Consider the following 19,345-nt stretch of genomic DNA (forward strand, 5'->3'; position numbering starts at 1 on the left):
TAAATGGACCAGTTTGATCATCCTGCAGCAAGACCGCCGTGAGGCGTGGACAGATTTGCGCCGCCGCCCGTGGTAGACGGCGGCGCTCCGTGTTCACCTCACGCCCTTGCGCAGGGCATGGCGCTCGATCGACGCGGCGAAATAGGGGGTCTCCTCCGCGTTGTGAGCCGCCACCGCGACCTGGTACGCGTGTCGGGCCTCTTCGTAGGGAATCCGATGCGCTTCGAGATACTGATCGTACTTCTCTGTCGTCCAGACCCAGACATTGTTCGTAAACTCGTGGTGATCACCGTGCTTGTGCTCGGCGATCAGCTCCCAAACAACTTCGGTTGTCGTGTATTCGCGACCGATCAGCAGGTCCGAGATCGAATGAACACGACAGCGCAGCTTCTCGCTGATGTCTTCCACATAGTGTTCGACGATTAGAGCCCCTCCGATATCCTCGACGTTGATCGACATTCGCTTGCCATCCGGTGTGCGGGTGAAGCCCGCTGAAAGATGGGCCCGGGAGATCGGTGTACAGTTGATGTACTCGAGATCGCCCAACGTATACAGCCATTCGGTGATGTCGATCGTGGGAGTCGGCGCGTTGATGTGGAATTTCGCCGCGGATTCGCAAAGGATGCGGCGCTCGAACGTCTTTTTGTCCGTTGTCATCATATTGTTCCTATGCTTGGGAGATTGGGCAGGTCTGCTTCGCTACCCTTTCGAGCAATTCGAGCCGCAGTCCTTCCGGCAATCAGCTTGTATCGCGTCGCTCGGCAGGCGCATTTCGGTTCATCGGGTATCAACTCAGTTCATCCCTGCGTCTCCTCGCATTCTGCCCATGTATGCTGCAGATCCCAGCGCAGCACCAACAGCAGGGGCCTACACTTCGTTTGGGTCGGCGATGTCGCTCCAAATTAGAGAACTGATGGCGCGCCGCTTTCGGGAATGCACGTCCCGCTGCCTATCAGCACGGTATGGTGAAATGGCCTGGGCCGTGGACTCGTAAGCGCGTAGGCACGGCTCGATTGTGGCGAGCTAGATCATCGCGAGCAAGTTGGTGGCGAGCCTGTCGTAGCGGGAGGCAAGAAGAAGCGCTCGATGAAATTGCACTCGCGGTAGAGCCGTTTGCCAGAGCAGGTTTTCAGCGCCAGTTGCTCATCGGCGCGATGTGAGGAGTGGCGTCTTGACCCTGGATCAGCTCGCGGATGCGGTTGGCGTCGTACGCCTGGTCGGCCAGCACGACAGCCCGTGGACGAAGACGATTGAGTCCCGTCTCGGCGATCTGCCCGTCATGCGTTTGCGGCGGGTCAGGCCGAGCCGGAGTGGGAGCCCAGCGCATCGACGATGACATGAATCTTGTGTCGTTGAGCCCGCCGCGCGATCGCCCGAGACAATGAGCTGCACTCCCTCTTTTGCCCTCGCGTACTGCTGGCGGGCGCGAACGGAAGTAGAGAAGTTTCGCACCGACTCAACCATGCGCTTGGCCGCTCCGACGAAGCGAGCACTACAATCCCGGTGATCTCGCCGCCCAAGCCTTGGTGGCCTGGCAGCTTTCCATCGCTCGGGCGCAGGCAGGGCGTGCCGTCGTGCGGGCGAGATAATCCCGCTCGGTAGAACCCGGGACGTAGTTGCCAGTTCGCAGGCCGAGCAGGAGGGCGTAGCTCACCGAGATGTCGGCAGCGGTGAATCGGTCGCCGGCGAGATAGGGGTAATCCGCGAGGCGGCGGATAACCAGCCTCAGCCGGCTCTCGAAGGTCTCGAGGGCCCAGCAGGTGACCCGGGCATTTCGCTCGGCTTCGGGCGCCAGTTCGCGACCGACAAAGACGGCGTTCATCGGCCCGGCAAGCCCGGCCTCGCCCAAGTGGAGAAATTGCAGATAGGAAGCGAAAGCGGGATCGTCCGGGGCGACGGCAAGCGAACCTGAGCCGTGGCGGGCGAGCAGGTACTCAAGAATCGCGATCGATTCGACCATGATCGTCTCGCCGTCCTGCAGTACGGGAATGAAGCCGGCGGGGTTGATCGCGAGGAAATCGCGATCATTCTCAACTGCGAGCAGATCGACCGGGCGAAGCCGATAAGCCAAACCTAATTCCTCGAGCAGCCAAATAACGCGGAAGCCACGACCTTCGCCATAGACGGTGAGCATAGTTAAGCGTTCCTGGATTGGGCTAGATGTACTCACTCGCAGAGCTAAGCCAGTCGCGCGATAGACTATCGATGGCGCACAATGCGCTCAAGGCTTGGCGCATATTCGTCATCCTATAGAGCTGGCGCTGCCCACCTTATGGGTTCAGTTACCGAAAGCCGCCCCTGTCTTGATCTTGCTCGCAGGCGATGCTCAGAGGACACTTTGTCGGACATCTGAGCAACCGTCGAACACCTGATCCAAGAACAGCGGCGCGGCACTGTTTGCGCTACTCGGCAACTGGTACATTCACGGTAATGGTTGACCCGGATCGCCCGAATTGCATGTCGACTGTGCCCTTCAGGGTGGCCGCCAGCGCCTCAACGATCGCGATCCCCCTACCTGGAGAACTGCCTCCATCGCATTCTCCATTGTCGGTGATCGAGCATGCGATGGATCTATCCGCGAGGATTACTGTCAGGCGGATCTCGCGGTTCGCCTTGTTTCGAAATGCGTGCCGCGCGGCATTCGTGATCAGCTCAAACACGATCATTCCCAACAGCCAGCAGCGATCAGATCGCATCTTGAGCGGAAAGAGCGCTAACGAGAGTCCGATGCCCTCGCCTGCCAGCTTCGATTCGCTGATGGCTCGACAGAGCTGATGCAGGTAAGCGGCCAGATCAATCGTGGTGGTATAATCCGGCATCCGCAGAAACTGTTGTACGTTTGCGTGGCCGATCAGTCGATTGCGGACCGACGCCATTGCGGCCTTCGCGTCCACGCTGTCGCAACGGCGCTCGGCTGCCGCGATAGCGCTGATGGCCGATGCGAACTCGTTGTTCATCCGGTGGACGAATTCACGCAGCAGCAGCCGTTCCATTGCACCGTCACTATGCGATATCGCAAATAGAGCGCTCATTGCAAGCCCGCCCGATGATGACTACACATCCGCGGTTCTTCGACCAGCCTCATACAAGAACCAGGTTCGTCGCTCCGCTTCATCAATCCAGTTCTCGAGAACACTTGCGGTCGCAACGTCGCCCTGCTCCTCGCAAAGCTCATGGACCCGCCGCATCTCGCGCACCAACTGTTGATTGTCATCGCGCAGCTCGCGAGCATGTCTCCGCGGCTCTACATAGTCAGCGTCGTTGTCGAGAATCCGCTGCTCGCGCGCGATATGCCCGATCGAACGGAGGGTCGTTCCACCGATTTTTCGCGCGCGTTCGGCGATATCATCAGTAATGGCAAAGATCTGTGCCGATTGCTCGTCCAGCAACAGGTGATAGTCACGAAAGTGGGGACCCGACATGTGCCAGTGAAAATTCTTCGTTTTGAGATAGAGCGCAAACACGTCTGCCAGCAAAGCTCGCAGCGCGGCTGGGGATATCACGCCTGGCTTCTGCGCTCAGATCGTTTGGAACGCTGAGTTCTGCTCTGGTCATCGTCGTTCTCCTCATCTGATTTCATGTTCTAGCCCATTCAGACGTTGGCAATCTTTTTGACCAGCGCAGTCGCTTTCCGATTTGCACGTGTCTGTCACCGCATTCATCTCCAGGTGACAGCAACTCCATTAAGTCGTTCACCGCCGAAATAAACCGGGAGATGACCGGCCAAACAGGCGTGTGCATTGCGGTCTCTTGGGACCACCTGCGAGCGCACATCGAATTTGAAGTTACTGCCGTCCGCTGGCAGCAAGAACCATTGTCAAATAGTCCATCAGTTGCTTGGCGCGGAACGGCTTTGTTAGCAGATGACAGATCCCGTCGGATCGCGCGTAGTCCGAAAGGGCCGTACCACTGCTCGCTGTGATGATGATAACAGGAATCTCATAGCCCACCCGGCGCAGCTGACGCTTGAGCTCAAGCCCACTCATGCCGGGCATGTTGAGATCCGAAATGACGCAGCTGCAATAGCGCGCAACATCGCTCGCCAGGAACGAAATCGCTGACTCGTAAATCGCCAAATCGTAGCCGTAGGATCGGAGCATCGATTCCATCGCTGCGCGCACCGAGGGATCATCGTCGATGACCCCAATCATCGGCGTGCGGGACACGATTATTTCTCCAAGCGTGGCCAGCCCCCGGAGCTACGGCGCTGGGGCTGCAGCATTGCAACCTCGAATGCGAAATGTATTCACGCCGCGGCGCAGTTTTCACATGGAAGCGCCGCGGCTGCCGAGCTTCATCTCGACTGCAAACTCCTGGATATGGGACGCTCGAGTGAGTATCTTTCCAAAAACGTAAACACGCTTTCAAATCCGCATGACGCTGCCCTCTCGTGGAATATACCGATAAGGTCGCTATCATCCTCACCCCTAGTAAGCGATGGCGACGTTCCTGCCATCGGAGAAGAGAGCTGCTCTGGAGAGGCGATCGTGCTGCTATGAGACTTGCACTCCCAGATCCAAGGCATTCCGTTAAAGGTGCACGACATTCGAAATTGTGTTACCCTGCTGGGGCCGATCGCTCGGCAATATAGTCGATAATCTGCTTTGGGAGCACGAGACCAAGACCCATCGACAGCAGGATAGCAACAGCCGTCAATCCGTCACTGATCGTCGCATCGACGAGTTGAGGTCCGATTTTGGGACTTGCGACGATCTGGAGCAGCCCGCTGGCCATCCGGAAAAGATAAACCCCCGGAATCATTGAGACGACCGACGCGAATCCGACGGCCGCAAAGGGCAGACTTGCAAGCCGCGAAGCCGGAGTGAGCACAGCCGCGACAAAACTGCAGGCTATGAAGGCGCCGGTCGCCACGTTGCAGCCGAGAAGAATGATTGAAATCCATCGCAAGGCGTGTGCAAGCGTTCCGACGGCTATACAAGTCGGAAGCATTTTGAGCGGCATTGAGAAGAAAACACCATAAGCCGCGACGGCGATTCCGGCTGCGATGACATCTTGCCACAGCGGAACGATGCGACCAGGAGGATCGGCCGGCAGTACGATCCCAAGCGAGGCTAGTCCAAGCAACAGGCCCGCGGTGATGGCGACCGCAATTAGCGTCGCGTAGGCAAGGCGCGCGATTCCGAGCCCCATTCGGCCCGCGACGAAGTCTAGCGCACTGTTAAGGAAATGCGGCCCCGGCACAAGAACCATACATGGGCAGATTGCGACCAGACGCAGCGACGAGCTAAGCTGATACTTTACGGCCAGCGCTCCAACGAGGCCTGCGAGGAGAGCTGCGCAAAATGGCTGGAGAAGCAGGTTATGGCTCAAATTTGCCAGGAACCTGCGCAATAGAGCGCCCGCGCCGGCGCTCACAAAAATCAGCGCAGATGCGATGACATGCTCAACCCCGAAAATGACACCCAATGCCAGCGCACCTGCCGACGCCGCCAATGTGAACTGCCAACGAGGCGCCGGCGGCGATTGGGCGATTTTGCGTATCGCGTTCCGAGCCGACTCGGGCGTCATGCGTCCCGAGACGATCTCATCGATTGCGTGCATCGCATCTGCGACGCGCGTCATCTGGACACCGGTTGGATCTGCCGCGGCTTGGGCGGAAATGGTTCGTTGTCGTTCGTTCGCCAGGAGGTGCAGCACGCCCCATTGGGGTACAAGTGTGGCTTCCAAACCCAGCGCCTTGCTCAGCCGGGCAGCCGAAGCGATCACGTGATCCGTGGATTGTCCATTCGTGTACAGGACAGCTGCGAATTCCAGGATCAAATCAAGCCGGTCCTCAGTTGTCATCGATGAGTTCTCGACAAGCGGCTCTTGAGAACTCCACGAGGCGGAGTAGAGCGTGCGGAATAGATCTCGCTTCAAATCGGCCTTGCCGCCGATCAATAATGACCCGGCGTCGCTCCGACCTTGCCCCGAAATACTCTGTAGCCGATCACCAGGTACAGAAGCAGCAGCGGAAACACGAACAGCCCCTCACCCCAAAACATGAACGCGAGGCTGGAGTGCGGCGCGGCGGCCTCATCAATCGTTATCTCGAACGGGATCATGTATGGCCAGAATGACAGCGCAAGCGTGCCGAAGGCCGACGCAAATATGAGCGAGACCATATGGAACGGCCAACGATCATCGTGGCGCAGGATGCTCGTCGCAAGCACGAACGCCGCAACGGCACCAATCGCCGGGAAGATGAACAAAAGCGGCCGCTCGATCCACCGATGCAGAATTGGAAGATGTTCTGCCAGGGCGTAGAGAAAGACGACGACGAGAATGCCGAGCACGGCTATCGCGAGCACTGGAATCAGTCGCCTTGCCGTCTTCCGCGCCAGTCCATCGCACTTCCCGACGAGCCAACAGGCACCGAGCAGCGCATAGCCCAGACACAGGCCAATTCCGCATAGCGCCGAGAAGAGCGAGAGCCAGCCGAACGCCCCGCCGGCATACTGTCCATTCTGAAATTCCAGGCCCCGTACAAGTGCGCCAACCATTGCGCCCTGCATAAAGCTGGCCGCGAGAGAGCCTGCCGCGAAGCTCAGGTCCCAAATCCATCGACTTCGGTGCGCCCGGTTGCGAAATTCGAATGCAACACCCCGCAGGATCAACCCAAGCAACATCACCGTCACGGGAATGTAAAAGGCCGAAAGCAGCATTGCGTACACCGCCGGGAACGCTCCCCATAGAATCACGCCAGTGACGACAAGCCAGGTTTCGTTTCCATCCCAAACCGGGGCGACAGTCGCCAGCATGGTGCTGTGGTGACCCTCGTCCTTTGCGGCACCTGAGAGCATTCCGACACCCAGATCGAAGCCATCGAGCAGGAGGTAGATCAAGATGCTGATGGCGAGCAGAGCGACCCAAAACAGTACCATAGCTATTTCCCCATGGCGTGAGAGCGCTGGACATTGGGGGACGGATGGTCGGCGAGCGACATCGGGCGATTTGGCAAAGGCGGAATCGATGTTCTGATTGGTTCACCGACGGGACCCGCGTGCAGAAGGCGGTAGATGTAATAAATGCCGAAAGAGAAGATGAAGCTGTAGACGAGGCCAAACAGGACCAGCGAGGACATCGCCGTCGACGTCGTCAGGAACGGTGTTACGGCGTCAGCGGTCCGCAAGGCACCATAGACCACCCACGGTTGGCGGCCGATTTCCGCTGTATACCAACCAGTGAGAATGGCGATGAACGGCAGCGGAAAGCTGAGAAAGATGGCCCACAACATCAACCTGCTGTCAGCAATACGCTTCTTGAAGACCAAGTACGATCCGAACCACGCTATCGCCATCATGAGCAATCCGCAGCCGACCATGATCCTGAAGGTCATGAAGGGAATAAGCACCGGCGGGCGGTCCTGCGGCTTAAAATCGGTCAAGCCCACCTCTTTCGAGGTTAGACTCATGCTGGCAATGATGCTTCCCAGAACCGGAATTTTGATCTCGTATTTGTTTGACTGGGTCGCCTCGTCAGGAATGGCGATCAATACTTCGCTCGCCGGCTGCTCGTCGTGCCACCTGGCCTCGATCGCCGCGAACTTCACGGGCTGATGCTTGTGCACGTAGTCTCCGACGAGATGACCGAAGAACAGTTGCACTGGTATGAGCGCTGCGGCCAGAAACAGCCCCATACGAACCATAACAAGGGCTTCGGCGCGATACTTTGCCCGAAGCAAGTACCAGGCGCCCGTTGCGGCGACGCAGAATGCACCTGTGAGGTAGGACGCCAGCAGCATGTGCGGAAATCGAACCCAGACGACTGAATTGAAGATGATCTTCGCCCAGTCAGTCGGCACGAACATTCCGTTCTGAACAACATAGCCGACCGGAACCTGCATGAACGTGTTGTTCGTCATGATCCAGAAGGCGGAGAGAGTCGTTCCGAGCGCGACCATAGCCGTCGAAAAAAGATAGAACCACGGTGGGACCCGCGGCCGGCCGAAGATCAGGATGCCGAAGAACGCACCCTCCAACGCAAATGCGGTGAACGTTTCATAGGATAGGAGGGGCCCTTGAACAGGCCCCGCCATCTTCGCCATGACGCTCCAGTTGGTGCCGAACTGGAAGGCCATAACAACTCCGGACACAACTCCGAGCCCGAAAGCAACGCCGAATACCTTTAGCCAAAAGTCAAACAACGTTCGGTAAACCAGCCGACCGGTTGCAAGGCGCAGCCCTTCCAGCACCGTCAACCAGGCGGCGAGGCCGATCGTGAACGACGGGAACACAATATGGAAGGAGATAGCGAAGCCGAACTGCATGCGTGACAGGAGAAGCGGCGTTAGTTCCATCCGAAATGTCCTCTCAATTGATGTTTGCCTTCCCCTGTTCTGCTTACTCAGGCCGACGTCGGCCGTTTGGATGCGGATCCGGACTGAGGTTGAGCAATGTTGTCGACCTGCAGCACCTTGGATGTTGACGCCCGTATGCTCCGGCACAAATCCGCATCTTCGATCAGGTTGATGCCGTAGGAGGGAATGATCTCTTTCAGCTTCGGAAGCCAGGCGCTATCGACCAATTCGCCCGCGAAGCACTTCTGCAGTACCTCGAGCGCTATAAATGCTGCGGTTGATGCTCCTGGTGAGGCTCCGAGAAGGGCCACCAACGAATGGTCCGCCGCTCCGACCAACTCGGTGCCGAACTCCAACAGGCCACCACGCCTGACATCGGGCTTGATGATCTGGACCCGCTGCCCCGCAACCTGGAGCTTCCAATCTTTCGGATCGGCCCTCGGATAGTACTCGTCCAAGGTCGCAAGACGATGACTTTCCGACTGCAACACTTGTTCGATCAGATATTCAGTCAAATCGAAATTGTCGCGAGCCACCGAAAGAAGCGGCTTCACGTTCGCCGGCCTGATCGACTCGACCAGGTCAAGCAGCGACCCATGCTTAAGGAACTTACTCGAAAAGCCAGCATATGGACCGAACAGCAATGAATGGCGTCCACCGATGACGCGGGCATCGAGATGAGGGACCGACATCGGCGGGGAGCCGACAGCGGCCTTCCCGTACACCTTGGCGTGGTGACGCTCGGCAATCTCGGGCGCGTCGCAGCGCAGCCAGATCCCGCTTACAGGAAAGCCGGCGTATCCTCGCCCCTCGGGAATATCGGACTTTTGCAACAGGGGAAGAGATCCGCCACCCGCCCCGATAAACACAAACTTTGCTGTGATCCATCGGCTGGTACCGTCCTTCAGATCCTCGACTTCGACCCTCCAGCGCGAGCCTTCCCGCACCAAATTGGTGACGCGGCTGTTGTAGTGAACCGAGCAATCCGGCTGACCGACGAGATGCGCCACCAAGTGGTGGGTCAGCGCTCCATAGTCGACGTCTGTTCCAGTAATGATCCGCGTCGCGGCCACCGGCTCATCCGCAGAGCGCCCCTCCATAATCAGCGGCGCCCACTCGGCGATTTTCGCGCGATCTTCGCTATACTCCATGCCTTCGTAACAATGGTGGGCCGACATCGCCTCAAATCTCTTCCGGAGAAAGGCAACATTCGCCGCGTCATGCACAAAGCTCATGTGAGGGACGGGATGGATAAAGCTCCGCGGGTCCTTGATCGCTCCTTTCTGAACCAAATATGTCCAGAACTGCCGCGACAAATCGAATTCGACATTGACCTGGAGCGCCCTTGAGATGTCGACGCTGCCATCCGCACGTTGGGGGGTGTAGTTCATTTCGCAGTTGGCGGCGTGCCCCGTACCGGCATTATTCCATGCCTCCGAACTTTCCAGAGCGCAGTCAGCGAGCGTTTCGAACATCACGATGGAGAGGGACGGCTCGAGCTCCTTGAGAAGCACCCCAACCGTCGAGCTCATAATACCGGCGCCGATAAGGACGACGTCCGCTTCATTGATGGCTTCGTTGTGCATCGTTCAACTCCGCACTCGAGGCGCTCGATTTTGTTGCGACAGGCCTAGACGGGCTTGAAGGGCACCGAAGCCCCCGGCTTGAGGACGACATAGGCCCGGCGCCAAGGAGACTCGTCCATCAGGCGCCAGCTATGCCCCGTACCAATGGTGTCTTCTGCGAAGAGCACGTCGCCCGGTTTGAGCACGAAATGCTTGCCATCCCTGATCTGAAAATCCAGCGTGCCGCTCAGCGTGATGACCAGTTGCCGGATCGGAGCCGTGTGCCAGGCGAACGCGCCGCCCGATGCCGTCTCCTGAAAGGAAATGCTCACAACCTCGATCTTGTCGCTCAGCTCGTCGCCGCGGCTGCCTGGCGCAAGATCGATCGCTCCCTCCTCGAAATGCGAGTTCCCATCTTCTCCGGTCCACAGCCGCACACATCGGATCATCTCGACACTCCAATCCGGTTGATGCTGACGAAGTCAGCTGGCCGCGCCTTCGCTTGCGACGTAAGGTCTGACCATCTTCCTCGGATCGACGATGCGGTCGAACTCTTTTTCGCTGACGAAACCAAGCTTGAGTGCCGCCGCCTTCAGGCTAAGGTCGTTATCCATCGCGTAGTGCGCAATCTTCGACGCTTTGTCGTATCCTATGACGGGCGAAAGAGCGGTAACGAGCATCAACGATCGCTCGACATATTCGTTGATCTTCTTGAGATTGGGCCGGGTGCCTTCAACCAGGAACTTTCGGAAGTTCTGACAGCTATCGCTGATGAGGGCGATCGAGTTCGCGATGTTGTAGATGATCAGCGGCTTGTAGACGTTCATCTCGAGGTAGCCTCCGGCCCCACCGAAGCCGACGGCAACATCGTTGGCCATGACCTGGACGGCGACCATCGCCAGCGCCTCCGCCTGAGTCGGATTAACTTTTCCAGGCATAATTGAGGAGCCCGGTTCGTTTTCAGGAATGATGAGCTCGGCAAAACCCGCGCGTGGGCCGCAGGACATAAGTCTTACGTCGTTTGCGATCTTGTACAGCGAAGCTGCCACGGCGCGAAGCGTGCCAGAGAGTTGCACCAACGCGTCGTGCGCGCCTTGGACCGCGAATTTGTTTGGCGCGCTGACGAATGGTTCACCGGTCAATCGCGCGATCTCAGCGGCTACCGCTTCTGCAAAATCAGGCGCGGCGTTGATGCCCGTCCCCACCGCGGTCCCCCCAAGTGCCAGCCTATAGACCCCCTTCAGGGCGTCGCGGACACGATCGAGGCCATCAGCGAGCATGCCGGCATAACCTGACCACTCCTGCCCCAGCGTGAGCGGGGTCGCATCCTGCATGTGGGTTCGGCCGATCTTGACGATGTCAGCCCACTCTGCGGATTTTGCCGCGATTGCGTCATGGAGCGACTGCAGCGATGGTAGCAAGCGCTTGCTTACGTTGAGCGCTGCCGCGACATACATTGCGCTCGGAAAGCTGTCGTTCGACGATTGCGACATATTGACGTGATCGTTCGGATGGACAGGCTTCTTGCTTCCGAGCGGAGTCCCAGCGAACTGGCAGCAGAGGTTGGAAATGACCTCGTTGACATTCATGTTGAACTGAGTGCCGCTACCCGTCATCCAGACGTGCAATGGGAACATGCCGTCATGCTTGCCGGCCAATATCTCGTCGCAAGCTCGAACGATCAGGCGCTGTGCTTCCCCGTCAAGGCGTGCACCAGCGTGGTTGACGTTGGCAGCCGCCTTCTTCAGAATCGCGTATGACTGGATCATCTCACGCGGCATCAGATCTCTGCCGATGCTGAAGTGCTCCAACGAGCGCTGGGTCTGTGCACCCCAGAGCTTATCTGCAGGAACGCGCACCTCGCCCATGCTGTCAGTTTCCGTTCGGAATCCGGTCATCGCGTTTCTCACATCGTACTGTCCAGCCTGTGGGAGAGTACTTGGCGATTGGTCGATGAGCTTTCGCGAACGAACGCGCCTTTCGGAATTGCATGGATCAGCGCGCCTGGCAGTTTCCTCGGGTAAACCTCACGGCGCTTTCATCGGCGCGCACAGAGACGGAAAATCACCGCCAAGACTTCGCGTCTGTTCTAGCTAGATGTGTGACGCGGAATGAGCACGACCGGTCGATCGAGACACTTCATTGCCCGTATCAAGGATGCTGGCGTGATGCCAGCGTACGCGTCGTACGCGATCTTCCTTTTGAACGCAGAGACAAACCGGTTTGATCCGACGATGAGTTAGCGAGATTGCTTGGCGCTTAGATCTGTCAGATAGTCAACGATTGTGGTTGCATCGTTCGCGTCGACCGGCGCCTTGTAGACGGTAATCATCTTTTTGACCTCGGCCGCCCAAGTCTGCCGCGAGAGCGCCGGCTGGTTCAAGACCATCCCAGCGAAATGGCACGCGAGGCAATTATTGTTGATTGCGTCTGCAACCCGGACTGTCCGGAAACATTCGGTCGCCTTCGGGAAGGTCGAGCTTGATCGATCTAAGTTCAAGCGCCGCGGCGCCATCCAGCATGAACAGCGACGCCGTGTTCAACAGAAACAACAGCAATAAGCTGACGCGATGAGCCACTTATGCCACCTCCAGGTCGAACGTTTCCACGACATTGCGCATGAAGCCGGCGGGATTCCAATTTGGCTTCATCGGCTGCTCTATCCCGCTTGAGTTGGTACAGCGAACTGCCACGCTATATCGTCCTGGATCAGGCAGGCTCAGATCCGTCTGCCACTGTCGAAAGCTGTACTTCCCCTCGTCTTTGCCGAGCTGCGTGGCTCGCCAGTTGCGGCCTCCATCGATGGAGACCTCGACCTTGGCCACACCCGCGTCGCCGCCGAACGCTATACCGCGAAGGCGCACAGGTCGGCGTCTTCGTTGAGGTCAATTTTGAATTCATACATGCCCTCAGGATGAAAGCCGGAAGTGGGAATTTGACCCGCAATTGAGTGGCAGACATTGATGATGAGGACTGTGCCACGCTCGCCGCGGAAACAATAGAGATCCGTAATGTCGAGCCGGGCGTCTTGCCGAGCGATCGGCGAGTCTAGATGGTGTGACATGGTTGTTCACTCATAGTGGGCAGGAGGGGACCAACGCTTCCTTCGGGAAGCGGATCACTCGGCCGGAGCGACATCTGGCCTTGCGATCTCATCGCTTAGGGGTAGTGGCGCCATGGATGGGAACACGCTGTCGTGCAGCACGAGCGCATGAAATAGCGCTGCGGCAACATGCACCAAGATCAGCCCAAAGAACGCGAACCCAAGATAGAAGTGAGCGTCCCATAGGATGGAATGGAGGAGATCGCTCTGGGGCAGGATTGGCGGAAGCCAAACGCCTCCGTATAACACGACCGGATATTCCGCTGCCGACAACATGGCCCAACCCAGAAGCGGCATTGCGATCATTAATGTGTAGAGAGCGTAGTGGGACAATTCCGCTGCGAGCTTCATCGGCAGCGGCAGATCAGGCGGCAGCTCCGGTGCACCAAAGCGCACGCGCAACGCAAGACGGATCAATGAAAGACCAAGGATCGCGATACCCAGGGTTTTGTGGATCGTTATGATCGCCAGGTACCTAGGCACGATTGTCGATACCATGCCGACTCCCGCGAAGAGCATCGCGATTATGCAGATCGCCATAAGCCAATGCAGGACTCGCTGAAGCGGAGTGAAGTGGAGACGGCGCAAGGTCATTTCTCCGCTCCGGCTCCAGTGCGTGGGTAGTCCTTGGCTTCTGAGGTGCGAAGATCATAGGACACGCGGTAAACAGAGGACCGTGCGGCCGGAAAAGGATCGTCGGATGGCTTGATGCCGTTGGGCAGCACTGTCGGATCGAAGTTGATGTCTCGACAAGGGCCATCCGGCTCCGGCTCAATCTGCTGCACGACCAGAGTTCCGACATCGACCGTTCGACGCTCCTCCGGCCAGGCCTTGCTCGGGTCGTTTGTGGGGTCTCCGGGATTGGCGACAATAGCAATCATGGTCCAGCGCAACGGCCCATTCCGGACCCGTTCAGAAATCTCTTGCTCCAGGAAATCCGGACCACGTCTGACCAGCTCGTCGCCGGAAAGGACCGTCGGCGTGGCCGCGGGTAGAAAGGACCACCTGACTGTACGATCCACGCCAAAGTCGTCCGTGAAGACAAAACTGTCGAGGCTGTTGTATCGCTCTTCGGCATAGCTCCCGGTAAAGGGGGCAGTCCTGGCCCACTCGGCAAAGGCTTCATATTCTGGATTTTGCGCGATGAACGCCTTCATCGCGTCGGGATCCTTATTCGCGGAGGCAATCAGCATGTCGTGAAAGGCCCGCGGCGTCGACACGGGGAAAAAAGGCGGATCGATCATGGCCATTCGCCATTCCTGGCCGCCGGACGATGTGATCCGCAATCCCATTCCGCGCACTCTCACCGTCGCATCGGCGGCATTGGGATCGGCCGTCCCGAGATTGAAGCGGCCAATCGCCGGATAGCGGCCGCGCGTGACAAGGCTGGCGCTTGATAGGGCAGCTCCGTTCCCACTGGCCTCGAAAAAGCCAGTGAAGCAGATGCCCTTAATGTGATTGCGGCGCCGGCCTGGAGCAGACCCATCCGCCGGCGCGAGGGCCTGTAACATTTTCTGCGGTGTGAGACGATTTGGCGAGAACCAGCCGGCCGTGAAAGCAAAGGCAGCGGCACTTCCACCGACGATAGCTCCGATGATCAAGAATGATCCGATCGCCGAGCGTGCCGGCCTCTGGAGCAGTGGGGACATTCAACACTCGCTGAAGGGGAAGATATCGATGCGATCATTAGCTTGCCTCCAACGCTCGATCCCGTCTTTCAAAACAGACTCAAGCGCTTTCGAAATTGCACGTCGGCATCCCCGATTTGATCCGCAAATAGAGGCGCTGAAAAAGCAGCGCTGAAGCTTCGAGAGAGACTCGATAGTCGCCACAATGTTCGGCGTCGCGGAGCCGGGCTAATCGCCTTCAAAAAACATGCGGCTATTGCCGGTTCTGCCAGTAGGGCTCGCGTAGCTTACGCTTGAATATCTTGCCCGTGGCTTCGCGGGGCAACGCCTGGGCGAACTCAATTTGCTTCGGCACCTTGAAGTTGGCCAGGCGCTCGCGCAGAAACTGTCGGACAGCATCATCTGTCAACTCAACACCAGCCTCGAGTTCGATGTGTGCACAGAGCCGCTCGCCAAATTCTTCGTCCGGAATGCCGAACACCGCGCAATCACGGATTCCGGGCATCGTAATTAGAGCGCTCTCGATTTCTGCGGGATAGATGTTAACGCCTCCGGAGATCACCATGTCGCGCTTGCGATCGCACAAGAACAGATATCCGTCTTCATCCAGGTAACCCACGTCACCAACGCTCACGAGATCGTCATAGCCGGCATCGGCCCTGGCCTTGGAATTTCCATGGTAATCGAAGTCAGCAAGCGCGGTCTGGCGCATGAAAATCTCGCCGGGCTCGTTTGCGGCGCACGGCGATCCGTCAGATCGCAGGATTTTTACGACACCACCTTCGATCGCACGGCCAACGGTTCCCGGCTTGCGCAGCGCTTCTTCCGCGGAGTGCCAAACCGGAATTCCGGTTTCAGTGGAGCCGAAGTATTCATGAACGATAGGCCCCCACCAATCGATCATTTCACGCTTCACTTGGGGAGGACAGGGCGCCGCGCCGTGAACGACGAACTGCAGGGATGAGAGATCGTATTTGAGTTTTGTGGCCTCGGGCAAGCGAAGCAAGCGCACGAACATGGTTGGGACCATGTGCATGTGAGTGACGCGATGTAATTCTATCAGTCGAAGCAGATCTTCCGGATCAAAACGCGGCTGGAGAACGATGTCGCACTGGTGACGAAAGGCCATCATTCTGTATGAGTTCGGCGCCGAATGGTACATCGGCCCATTCATCAGGACGACCAGTCCTGCGTCCGGCTTGATTCCATAGACGAGCCTTCCCATCTGGTCGGCCGCAGCAAGCTGGTCCGGTGACATCCGGCTGCGGCGCACGCCCTTAGGCCGTCCCGTCGTGCCCGACGTATAAAACATAGGAGAATTGGTCGGCACCACGTGAGAAGCCGGTGCATATCCGTCTCTCCAGGCATCCCAGTCGCGACAGCCTTTAGGAACGCCGAATGTTTTCGGATCAGCATCGAAGGCTGCGCCAATCTCAGGGGGCGTGCTTACGACGAATATCTGCAGAGTGTTGCCGAGTGCGGCTCGTATCTGAGGAAGGAGGTCGGCGTGGCAAACCAATACTTTGGCTCCGCTGTCGGCCAAAATGTACGACACTTCGTCAGCTTTCAGGTGCCAATTGATGGGGACAACGGAGGCCCCAACGGCGGCTGCACTTGCCGATACCTCGAAAAAAGCGAAATCATTCCGCAGCATCATGGCGACCGGCGCATCGCCGATGCCAATTTCACGGAATCCGGAGACAGCTCGAGCAATCCTGTTGTGAATCTCGGAATACTGAACAAGCCTTTGGCCACTTACGATCATATTTGGCCTCCCACCCGCGTGTTGCCAGACCGCGAATTTTGCATCACCTCCCCAGGCTGAACGCGGCTCGGTTCGCGCGCGTGCTTGAGCGGTATTGGAACGATTCAGCCCTCGACCCAATTTCCGTGGAAACCGTACGGCACACGGCGGGGAACCTCGGCCACGGCGATTGGTCCCTTGGCAATATCGAGCGCGTTGAAGATGAGCAGATCTGAGCGATTCTCGGCCGCCCGATACGCCACTGCGGTAAGCCAGCCGTCGCCCTCTTCCGCGCTGCCCGGCCGCGGCGCGAAGACCGGTTCAGAGAGGCCATCCATCGGCCCCATTTGGAATATCTGCCGCCGCCCAGTTTGAAGATCCAGATGAGCGATCGAGTTGAGCCGGAAGGGGCCCGAGCGGGTGGTGTCGGCATTGAACCAGCCATGCCGATGCTTGCGAGTTTCGATGCGGGGGTCGACGCGCGGAAACTCCGCATCGAGATCGTCGAGGGGCTCTTGCTTGATCGCTTCCGATGACTTGGAGGGATCGATCGTCCAGCGAACGAGCTTTGCCGTAGCCGGTGCGCCGGGCGAGCCGTCGGCATTCGTAAACAGCGGCGCGCGATCGTAGCGCATAACATCACAAAAGATCCTGCCGTCCGCTTCCCAGCTATTTAGCGGATGAAATACGTAGCATGCCTCGGTGTTGAACCATCTGATTGTCGACACGTCGGCATTTCTGAGCATGACACCCACGAAGGTGCCTTTCTCCGGCTCCCAGGAGAAAAGAGGCAATCCCTTCATCACGCGCTCGGCACTGCCGGTTAGCGGCATTACTGGGAATAGCACGTAGTTTTCCGTCACCATGAAATCGTGCATCATGGCCGCAAAAGGCGCTTCAAAGTCGTCGCGCCGGACGACTGTGCCATCAGGGCCAGTAATGCCGTAACTCATGCGTGCGGACATCGGCGCATCGCCTGCATTGTAGGCAAACCATATCAACTCGCCCGTCTTGGGATCGAGTTTCGGATGAGCGGTCACGCGTGATCGATACGCGTCGATGTACCCCTTTGTCTCAAGGGAGACTGGCTCCATTTCGGCGGGGTTATGAGCCTCTTCGAGAGCCATGAGCTTCCCGGCGTGCCAGATGATGTTCGTGTTTGCGCTGCCGCCATCTTTCCCAACCACCGATGGATCCGCCATCCGCGGATTGAAGCCCCCAAAAAGCGCTCGACCCGCCTCGTGCTCGAGCCGCCATTTCGGCGTTCTAACGTAGCGGTTGCGGTAGGTAACCCTGCCGTCCTCTATGGAGAACTTGTGGACCATGCCATCGCCCGCGAACCAATGGTGGCCCGCAGGGTCGCGAGGATCGAACTGAGGATTGGGGCCGATCCGAAAGAGCGATCCACGCAGTTCGGACGGGATTTCCCCCCGGACCTTCAGTTCGAAATCGTCTTCCGAGCGAACAGGAGCATAATTTCCGGATAGAAACGGATTGGTGTTTCCCTCCATAGTGACCTCCAATGCGTTTAACCGACGAAAGTCTTGCATTTTTTACGATGTAAATTTACGTCGTAAATAATGTCAAGCCGAATTGGAGACTGACGGGGTCAGATGCCGCGAAATCTTAGTGAGGATGAGGTCAGCCTTTTTCGTGAGCGGCTCTGTGAAGTCGCGACCCGGCTATTTGCCGAGCGGGGGCTCGACGCGGTCCCGATGCGCCAACTCGCGGTTGAACTGGGCGTTTCGCCAATGACGCCCTACCGCTACTTCCGCGACAAGGACGATATCCTTGCGGCCGTCCGCACGAGAGGCTTCAACAAATTCGCCGAGGCGCTCGAGAAGGCGCGCGCGAGCGTCAGGGATCCGGTCCTCATAGGAGACGCCGTCTGTAACGCCTACCTGGACTTCGCGTTTGCCAACCCGCACATTTACAAACTGATCTTCGACGTAAACCAGCCAACCCGTCACGAATATCCCGAGTTGATGGCAGCGGAACAACGCGCTCGGGACACGATGAGCGCGTGGGTGAAGGATCAAATCGAGGCGGGCTTGATCGTCGGGGACCCGGAAGAAATCGGCTACATCATGTGGGCTTCGACGCACGGCTTGGTCATGCTCGAATTGGCAGGCAAGTTGCCAAAGGGCTCCGCCAGATCTTTGAAGAAAGCAGCTTTGCGTTTGATGGAGGCGGGATGCCGGCCGCGCGGGTCTATGCCCCACACCACCAAACGCTCGACCGCACGGAAATGAGTGATCACTGAGGCTCCAAGTGGCGGCGAGCTCGCACATAAGATGGGCGGCTGGTCAGGCGCTGAAGGTAGTTCGCCACTTCAGGCACGAAGAGCTTTTGCTCACCCAAGCTATCGGCAAGAGACAGCGCGTAGCCGACGGATATATCGGCGAGCGAGAAGCGCCCCCCTGCCAGGACGTCCTGATGCCTGAGGACTTCCACAAGGGGGGCTTGGCGATCGCGAAACAGTTGCCTCGCGTTGTACATCACGCTTGGCGATCTTTGCTCCTCCGTCAAAAGCAAGAGTTGGCGCACCAAAATGCCGAGTGGCGGCATCAGTGTCGCCTCCCCGAAATAGCAGTATTGACGATATGCGGCATAGCCAATCTCGTGAGCCTGTATGTCCAAGCCGCCTTGATGGCGCGAGGCTAGATACTCGCATATCGCCATCGACTTGCTCAGACGCACTTCGCCGTGACGGAAGTAGGGTATAGATCCGAGCGGATTGATTCCGAGATACTCCTCGTGATGAACGCGCGGTGGAAATCCGAGGACATGGACGGTCACCTGGTTGGCGAGCCCGAGCTCTTCGAGTGTCCACAATACCCGAAGGGACCTCGCTCCCGGCGAATGCCAAAGCTCGTAAGGGGTAGTCATCCGCAGCTCCTTCTGGAAGAGCAAACCGAATCCGACTGGCATCCAGCCAAGTGAATGCGGGCAGCGGCCTGCCGAAGGTCAGATTAGGATGCGAGCGTTGTCGCCCACCCTATGTTC

At 58.1% G+C, this 19,345-nt stretch carries 20 protein-coding genes and 2 pseudogenes; 2 read left to right on the plus strand and 20 right to left on the minus strand.

All coding sequences use genetic code 11. The features are described from left to right. Window positions 1–93: 93 nt before the first annotated feature. The 17 genes and pseudogenes from P6U24_RS23490 to P6U24_RS23570 all read right to left on the minus strand — a co-directional run bounded on the left by P6U24_RS23490 (window position 94) and on the right by P6U24_RS23570 (window position 14,616). A complete protein-coding gene (locus P6U24_RS23490; RefSeq protein ID WP_407154867.1) occupies window positions 94–660 on the minus strand; it encodes a hypothetical protein in 567 nt (188 codons plus the stop codon). A gap of 363 nt (window positions 661–1,023) precedes the next feature. Further along, a pseudogene (locus P6U24_RS23495) lies at window positions 1,024–1,440 on the minus strand (transposase); the annotation flags it as partial. Between the two features lie 52 nt (window positions 1,441–1,492). Then, window positions 1,493–2,134 (minus strand): glutathione S-transferase family protein, encoded by a 642-nt coding sequence (locus P6U24_RS23500; protein WP_407154868.1) that lies wholly within the window; start codon window positions 2,132–2,134, stop codon window positions 1,493–1,495. 268 nt (window positions 2,135–2,402) lie between these two features. Beyond that, complete coding sequence (locus P6U24_RS23505) at window positions 2,403–2,993, minus strand: histidine kinase dimerization/phosphoacceptor domain -containing protein (RefSeq protein ID WP_407154869.1); 591 nt, start codon at window positions 2,991–2,993, stop codon at window positions 2,403–2,405. Window positions 2,994–3,053: 60 nt separating this feature from the next. Next, window positions 3,054–3,555: pseudogene (locus P6U24_RS23510) on the minus strand (Dps family protein). A 230-nt stretch (window positions 3,556–3,785) separates the two neighbouring features. Further along, window positions 3,786–4,166: a response regulator transcription factor gene (locus tag P6U24_RS23515; protein ID WP_407154870.1), complete on the minus strand. Its 381-nt coding sequence runs from the start codon at window positions 4,164–4,166 to the stop codon at window positions 3,786–3,788. 391 nt (window positions 4,167–4,557) lie between these two features. Beyond that, window positions 4,558–5,805, minus strand: coding sequence for a threonine/serine exporter ThrE family protein (locus tag P6U24_RS23520; RefSeq protein ID WP_407154871.1), 1,248 nt, complete (start codon window positions 5,803–5,805; stop codon window positions 4,558–4,560). A gap of 92 nt (window positions 5,806–5,897) precedes the next feature. Next, window positions 5,898–6,884, minus strand: a complete 987-nt coding sequence (gene cydB / locus P6U24_RS23525; RefSeq protein WP_407154872.1) for a cytochrome d ubiquinol oxidase subunit II — start codon at window positions 6,882–6,884, stop codon at window positions 5,898–5,900. 2 nt (window positions 6,885–6,886) lie between these two features. After that, a complete protein-coding gene (locus tag P6U24_RS23530) occupies window positions 6,887–8,299 on the minus strand; it encodes a cytochrome ubiquinol oxidase subunit I (protein WP_407154873.1) in 1,413 nt (470 codons plus the stop codon). Between the two features lie 47 nt (window positions 8,300–8,346). Further along, on the minus strand, window positions 8,347–9,885 hold the full coding sequence (mqo, locus tag P6U24_RS23535; protein WP_407154874.1) for a malate dehydrogenase (quinone): 1,539 nt from the start codon (window positions 9,883–9,885) through the stop codon (window positions 8,347–8,349). Window positions 9,886–9,929: 44 nt separating this feature from the next. Beyond that, window positions 9,930–10,301, minus strand: coding sequence for a hypothetical protein (locus P6U24_RS23540; protein WP_407154875.1), 372 nt, complete (start codon window positions 10,299–10,301; stop codon window positions 9,930–9,932). Window positions 10,302–10,346: 45 nt separating this feature from the next. Further along, a complete protein-coding gene (fumC, locus tag P6U24_RS23545) occupies window positions 10,347–11,762 on the minus strand; it encodes a class II fumarate hydratase (protein ID WP_407154876.1) in 1,416 nt (471 codons plus the stop codon). 516 nt (window positions 11,763–12,278) lie between these two features. Further along, complete coding sequence (locus tag P6U24_RS23550; RefSeq protein ID WP_407154877.1) at window positions 12,279–12,443, minus strand: hypothetical protein; 165 nt, start codon at window positions 12,441–12,443, stop codon at window positions 12,279–12,281. Further along, on the minus strand, window positions 12,444–12,689 hold the full coding sequence (locus tag P6U24_RS23555) for a hypothetical protein (protein ID WP_407154878.1): 246 nt from the start codon (window positions 12,687–12,689) through the stop codon (window positions 12,444–12,446). A 20-nt stretch (window positions 12,690–12,709) separates the two neighbouring features. Further along, window positions 12,710–12,928 carry a hypothetical protein gene (locus tag P6U24_RS23560; protein WP_407154879.1) on the minus strand — a complete coding sequence of 73 codons (219 nt, stop codon included), beginning with the start codon at window positions 12,926–12,928 and terminating at the stop codon, window positions 12,710–12,712. A gap of 54 nt (window positions 12,929–12,982) precedes the next feature. Continuing rightward, window positions 12,983–13,561 (minus strand): cytochrome b, encoded by a 579-nt coding sequence (locus tag P6U24_RS23565; RefSeq protein WP_407154880.1) that lies wholly within the window; start codon window positions 13,559–13,561, stop codon window positions 12,983–12,985. Further along, complete coding sequence (locus P6U24_RS23570; RefSeq protein WP_407154881.1) at window positions 13,558–14,616, minus strand: catalase family peroxidase; 1,059 nt, start codon at window positions 14,614–14,616, stop codon at window positions 13,558–13,560. The genes P6U24_RS23565 and P6U24_RS23570 overlap by 4 nt, the downstream gene beginning before the upstream one ends. On the opposite strand from P6U24_RS23570, the gene P6U24_RS23575 reads away from it, so the two are divergent. Beyond that, window positions 14,561–14,770: a hypothetical protein gene (locus P6U24_RS23575; RefSeq protein ID WP_407160813.1), complete on the plus strand. Its 210-nt coding sequence runs from the start codon at window positions 14,561–14,563 to the stop codon at window positions 14,768–14,770. The two genes, P6U24_RS23570 and P6U24_RS23575, sit on opposite strands and share 56 nt — an antisense overlap. 78 nt (window positions 14,771–14,848) lie before the next feature. Here P6U24_RS23575 and P6U24_RS23580 read toward each other — a convergent pair whose 3' ends face one another. Continuing rightward, on the minus strand, window positions 14,849–16,360 hold the full coding sequence (locus P6U24_RS23580) for an acyl-CoA synthetase (protein ID WP_407154882.1): 1,512 nt from the start codon (window positions 16,358–16,360) through the stop codon (window positions 14,849–14,851). A 104-nt stretch (window positions 16,361–16,464) separates the two neighbouring features. After that, complete coding sequence (locus tag P6U24_RS23585; RefSeq protein WP_407154883.1) at window positions 16,465–17,850, minus strand: carotenoid oxygenase family protein; 1,386 nt, start codon at window positions 17,848–17,850, stop codon at window positions 16,465–16,467. Between the two features lie 102 nt (window positions 17,851–17,952). Here P6U24_RS23585 and P6U24_RS23590 point away from each other — a divergent pair, with 102 nt between their 5' ends. Next, on the plus strand, window positions 17,953–18,591 hold the full coding sequence (locus P6U24_RS23590) for a TetR/AcrR family transcriptional regulator (protein ID WP_407154884.1): 639 nt from the start codon (window positions 17,953–17,955) through the stop codon (window positions 18,589–18,591). A 4-nt stretch (window positions 18,592–18,595) separates the two neighbouring features. On the opposite strand, the gene P6U24_RS23595 is transcribed toward P6U24_RS23590, so the two are convergent. Next, window positions 18,596–19,228 carry a glutathione S-transferase family protein gene (locus P6U24_RS23595; protein ID WP_407154885.1) on the minus strand — a complete coding sequence of 211 codons (633 nt, stop codon included), beginning with the start codon at window positions 19,226–19,228 and terminating at the stop codon, window positions 18,596–18,598. Between the last annotated feature and the right edge of the window lie 117 nt (window positions 19,229–19,345).

The sequence above is a fragment of the Bradyrhizobium sp. STM 3557 genome, from assembly GCF_045571465.1.
Lineage (GTDB): Bacteria > Pseudomonadota > Alphaproteobacteria > Rhizobiales > Xanthobacteraceae > Bradyrhizobium.

Coding starts and splice junctions, on each gene's coding strand:
- cydB (WP_407154872.1), bottom strand. CDS start 6,884: ATGGTACTGTTTTGGGTCGCTCTGCTCGCCATCAGCATCTTGATCTAC.
- P6U24_RS23560 (WP_407154879.1), bottom strand. CDS start 12,928: ATGTCACACCATCTAGACTCGCCGATCGCTCGGCAAGACGCCCGGCTC.
- P6U24_RS23570 (WP_407154881.1), bottom strand. CDS start 14,616: ATGTCCCCACTGCTCCAGAGGCCGGCACGCTCGGCGATCGGATCATTC.
- P6U24_RS23505 (WP_407154869.1), bottom strand. CDS start 2,993: ATGGAACGGCTGCTGCTGCGTGAATTCGTCCACCGGATGAACAACGAG.
- P6U24_RS23490 (WP_407154867.1), bottom strand. CDS start 660: ATGATGACAACGGACAAAAAGACGTTCGAGCGCCGCATCCTTTGCGAA.
- P6U24_RS23575 (WP_407160813.1), top strand. CDS start 14,561: ATGATCAAGAATGATCCGATCGCCGAGCGTGCCGGCCTCTGGAGCAGT.
- P6U24_RS23520 (WP_407154871.1), bottom strand. CDS start 5,805: ATGACAACTGAGGACCGGCTTGATTTGATCCTGGAATTCGCAGCTGTC.
- P6U24_RS23565 (WP_407154880.1), bottom strand. CDS start 13,561: ATGACCTTGCGCCGTCTCCACTTCACTCCGCTTCAGCGAGTCCTGCAT.
- fumC (WP_407154876.1), bottom strand. CDS start 11,762: ATGACCGGATTCCGAACGGAAACTGACAGCATGGGCGAGGTGCGCGTT.
- P6U24_RS23595 (WP_407154885.1), bottom strand. CDS start 19,228: ATGACTACCCCTTACGAGCTTTGGCATTCGCCGGGAGCGAGGTCCCTT.
- mqo (WP_407154874.1), bottom strand. CDS start 9,885: ATGCACAACGAAGCCATCAATGAAGCGGACGTCGTCCTTATCGGCGCC.
- P6U24_RS23500 (WP_407154868.1), bottom strand. CDS start 2,134: ATGCTCACCGTCTATGGCGAAGGTCGTGGCTTCCGCGTTATTTGGCTG.
- P6U24_RS23585 (WP_407154883.1), bottom strand. CDS start 17,850: ATGGAGGGAAACACCAATCCGTTTCTATCCGGAAATTATGCTCCTGTT.
- P6U24_RS23580 (WP_407154882.1), bottom strand. CDS start 16,360: ATGATCGTAAGTGGCCAAAGGCTTGTTCAGTATTCCGAGATTCACAAC.
- P6U24_RS23530 (WP_407154873.1), bottom strand. CDS start 8,299: ATGGAACTAACGCCGCTTCTCCTGTCACGCATGCAGTTCGGCTTCGCT.
- P6U24_RS23590 (WP_407154884.1), top strand. CDS start 17,953: ATGCCGCGAAATCTTAGTGAGGATGAGGTCAGCCTTTTTCGTGAGCGG.